Source organism: Sulfuricurvum sp., from assembly GCF_023250475.1.
In the GTDB taxonomy this organism is placed as follows: Bacteria; Campylobacterota; Campylobacteria; order Campylobacterales; family Sulfurimonadaceae; genus Sulfuricurvum.
This window is the reverse complement of the sequence record NZ_JAHFAQ010000168.1, coordinates 1-3,615: the sequence shown is the minus strand read 5'-3', so window position 1 is coordinate 3,615 and position 3,615 is coordinate 1. Positions and strand designations below refer to the sequence as shown.

The following is a 3,615-nucleotide window of genomic DNA, read 5'->3' as shown; positions in this document are numbered from 1 at the left end:
ATGGAAATGTTCATGCTCTACACAGTAGTCACTTTTGTGCCAAAGAATGTACATTCCTTCCTTGCGGTCCAAGCCCCAATCTTCAATATGGTGCTCGCAAACGCTACGGTCACTAAACCAGCCAATATTTGATCTGGATAGTTGGTTTAACGTTATTGGTGTAGCGAGTTCTCTTGCTGCAATAAGATCAAACTTCTCATCAATTTTACCGCATTCACAATTGCAGTCTTCGAAACATTTCAGCATAAGATTAGTATACCTCAACTCTTGATGTCCAACTATTTATGCTCAAAATGTACTATTAGCACAAACATTCAAGCAAAATATTGCAAAATAACATATTTTAAAATATTCTACATCGTTTTTCTTAAAAAGATTTCCGCAAACGCATTAACCGCAGGTTCAATCTCCTCCATCTCAAAACCGCCGAAGCCCATCCGTATCGCCTCCCATCCGATCAAGGAGCAATCGTTTGTATAATAGAGTTTGAGTCCCACATTTTCAGCTCTTTGACGTAAGAGGTTTAAATCTATCGGAATTGTTGGGCGGACATTGATACAAAGACCTCCCCCTTCACTGACAATCTCTATCTGATCTCCCAAATATTTGATGAGAGTGTGTTTCATAAGGTCGTGCTTTTTACGGTTTAGATTGCGTATCTTTCTCAGATGTCGTTCCCAATGACCTTCTTTTAAAAACAGTTCTAATGTCTTTTGTGTTGTGAGGCTGACACGGGAAAAATGGCCGTGAAAAGCTTTGTATTGGTCTATTAATCGTTGAGGAAGGACTATATAGCCGACCCTTAGAGCAGGGGATAGGGCTTTTGAAAACGTCCCGATGTAGATCACTCGATCATCGGTGTCAAGTCCTTGAAGTGATGGGATTGGGCGGGATCGGTAGGTGAGTTCACTGTCGTAGTCGTCTTCGATGATGAATCCATCATTTTCTTTTGCCCATGTGAGAAGTTTCAGACGGTTTGCGACGGGCATTGCGACACCTGTCGGGTATTGATGCGATGGGGTGATATAGACTGCATTGGCATGGGAATGAATCAGCTCATCGATACACAAACCGTTTTCATCCACTGTTATGGGTGAAACGTCATAGCCGAATCGTTCAAATACGGTACGGGGGACGGCATATCCCGGATCTTCGATAGCGAAACGCGGATGAGTGTCTCGGAGGAGATCAGCAAGGATATTCATGGAGTCGACGAATGCTCCACCGATCACTATTTGAGAAGCGTCACAGACAACACCGCGTGAGAGTGTGAGATAACGGGCGATCTCGACTCTGAGACTGTACTCTCCTTGCCCATCAGAATATCCTCCCAAATCAAGAGTTTCATCAATTGCTTTGGCAAATAGCCGTTTCCATAGCTTTAGGGGAAAGGAAGCTTTTGCTTGTCGTGCGGGGAAAAAATCGTAGAGATAGGATGCGGTTGGATTATCGTTGATAGCAATCGATTCAGGAAGTATAAACGGTTGATAGTTTGCTTCGGCGACGTAATAACCACTCTTGGGACGGCTCTCGATGTAGCCTTCCGCATAGAGTTGATTATAGGCGGATCCGACGGTATTTTTACTAATGCGGTACTCTTGGGATATTTTACGAATCGAGGGGAGTTTGCTCCCGATAGCAAGAGTAGTTGTGATGTCGTGTTTGAGTGCTTCGTAGAGTTGGATGTGTAAAGGAATATCCGAATTTGCGTCGAGGATATACATAAACTGACCTCATTGTTATTAAATAATTTGTCACTTGTTAAGAGTTCAGATTGGCGATATAGTATCATAATTTTTTTAAGGGAGTTTCTTCATGTTATCTGAAAAACTAAAACTCGTATTTCAAAATGAAGGAATAGTGACAATTATTGCACAAGGGAAAGATTTTCCTCATGCTGTAAATACATGGAATTCTTACGTGGAACTCAAAGACGACTATCTAATAATTCCAGTCGCTGGCATGAATACAATGGAGGCTATTCTTAACAATAACAATAAGGTACTTGTGACCGTAGGAAGTCGGGATGTAGAAGGGTTACATGGGGCTGGTGCAGGTTTTAATATAAACGGTGTAGCGAATATCAAATCTGAGGGTGACGAATACGCTGATATAAAAAATAAATTTGTATGGGCGAGGGCAATGATGAAAATTGATATAAACGATTATTATCAGACGACATAAAAGGTTATTTATGAGACGTTCCGAATTTGAAGTGAGTGATCCTCAAGTAATTGAATCAGTTTTAGGTGAATGTGAATACGGTGTATTATCACTTATGAGCCGTGATGAGCCCTACGGTGTTGCGGTTAACTTCGCGTATCGCGAGGGGGCCGTGTACTTTCACGGAAGCATCGAAGGGCGAAAAGTCGAATCGATAGGTGAGGGTGCGAAGGTAGCGTTTTTGGTTGTAAAACCTTATGCCTATATCCCGTCGTATTTTAGCGATACCAGTGCGGCATATCCCGCGACACAGTTTTTTACCTCGGTGCATATCAGCGGTCAAGCGGTACGGGTGAAAGATGAACACGAAAAAGCATTCGGATTGACTGCTCTGATGGAGAAAATGCAGCCTGAGGGTAAATACGATTCCATCGATGCGGCAAATCCCATCTATACGAAAATGATGGAACTAACGGGGGTCTATAAAATTGTACCGAACGTGATGACGCTCAAAGTCAAAGCAGGGCAAAATTTACCGAAAGAGCGGTACGATACTCTTATAAAACACCTAGAAGAGCGAAACGGCTCTGCCGATAGTACAACGATTCAGTTGATGCGACAATTTCAGAAACAAGTAGATGAATGATGCAAAAAAATATTATTTTTAGAGCCACTAAAGATCAAGCGGAAACAGTCGCTATTTTAGTCGGAGAATTACTACAAGAGATTATGGATCTCATCGAAATCGATGTATTTCATTTTGATCTTGAAGAGACGAAAAGTCGCTTAGTAGAGTTTATCGAACACGAAAAGAATTTTGTATTTGTTGCAATCGATCAGAATACCAATGAGATGATAGGTTTCGTTACGGTTTATGAAGGGTATGCTCTCTATGCCGAAGGTGCTTTCGGAACTATGGCAGAGTTGTATGTTAAACCATCATACCGTTCTAAAGGTATCGGAAAGATGTTGATTCAATCCGTCAAAGAATTTGGTGATCAAAGAGGTTGGAAGCGTTTGGAAGTCACTACACCACCTCTCCCGCAGTTTGATGCGACTTTATCATTTTACGAACGGGAAGGATTTGAGATAAGTGGTGGACGGAAATTAAAGGTAGTGATTTAAATGGACGAATTTTTAGCCTCTTCCGACATTATCGACTTCACCCATCCCGTCGTTGCCAAAAAAGCCTGTGAACTAGCCGAAGGGTGTAACAGCGACACTGAAATCAAGCGGTGTTTCGAGTTTGTTCGCGATCAGATACGACATACAGGTGATGCAGGTAAGGGGATTACGACCCTCAAGGCAAGTGAAGTCCTCGAACGCGGCACAGGGTGGTGTTATGCCAAAAGTCATCTGCTAGCCGCGCTGCTCCGTGCTAACAGTATTCCGGCTTCATTGTGTTATCAGCGGCTAAGTTGTTCGGAGTACGTTGAGGATATTTATTGCTTG

6 protein-coding genes are annotated in these 3,615 nt (G+C 42.5%); 4 read left to right on the top strand and 2 right to left on the bottom strand.

The annotated features are described in order from the left end of the window. Together Q0C19_RS11515 and Q0C19_RS11510 are read right to left on the bottom strand one after the other, a co-directional pair. The coding region (locus Q0C19_RS11515; RefSeq protein ID WP_295056174.1) for a hypothetical protein at positions 1-246 on the bottom strand (246 nt) is incomplete at its 3' end. A 107-nt stretch (positions 247-353) separates the two neighbouring features. Continuing rightward, positions 354-1,724, bottom strand: a complete 1,371-nt coding sequence (locus tag Q0C19_RS11510) for a PLP-dependent aminotransferase family protein (protein ID WP_295056171.1) — start codon at positions 1,722-1,724, stop codon at positions 354-356. 91 nt (positions 1,725-1,815) lie between these two features. Here Q0C19_RS11510 and Q0C19_RS11505 point away from each other — a divergent pair, with 91 nt between their 5' ends. From Q0C19_RS11505 to Q0C19_RS11490, 4 genes are all read left to right on the top strand, one after another. Then, positions 1,816-2,184: a pyridoxamine 5'-phosphate oxidase family protein gene (locus Q0C19_RS11505; protein WP_295056167.1), complete on the top strand. Its 369-nt coding sequence runs from the start codon at positions 1,816-1,818 to the stop codon at positions 2,182-2,184. Positions 2,185-2,194: 10 nt separating this feature from the next. Next, entirely contained in the window at positions 2,195-2,809 is a 615-nt protein-coding gene (locus tag Q0C19_RS11500; RefSeq protein WP_295056164.1) for a pyridoxamine 5'-phosphate oxidase family protein, read from the top strand. Next, positions 2,806-3,288, top strand: a complete 483-nt coding sequence (locus tag Q0C19_RS11495; RefSeq protein ID WP_295056161.1) for an N-acetyltransferase — start codon at positions 2,806-2,808, stop codon at positions 3,286-3,288. The genes Q0C19_RS11500 and Q0C19_RS11495 overlap by 4 nt, the downstream gene beginning before the upstream one ends. Further along, positions 3,289-3,615, top strand: a 327-nt coding sequence (locus tag Q0C19_RS11490; protein ID WP_295056158.1) for a transglutaminase family protein, incomplete at its 3' end; no start/stop codon positions are given.

What these genes read in the sequence shown, in the direction of transcription:
- Q0C19_RS11510 (WP_295056171.1), bottom strand. Translation starts at nt 1,724, where the DNA reads ATGTATATCCTCGACGCAAATTCGGATATTCCTTTACACATCCAACTC.
- Q0C19_RS11495 (WP_295056161.1), top strand. Translation starts at nt 2,806, where the DNA reads ATGATGCAAAAAAATATTATTTTTAGAGCCACTAAAGATCAAGCGGAA.
- Q0C19_RS11505 (WP_295056167.1), top strand. Translation starts at nt 1,816, where the DNA reads ATGTTATCTGAAAAACTAAAACTCGTATTTCAAAATGAAGGAATAGTG.
- Q0C19_RS11500 (WP_295056164.1), top strand. Translation starts at nt 2,195, where the DNA reads ATGAGACGTTCCGAATTTGAAGTGAGTGATCCTCAAGTAATTGAATCA.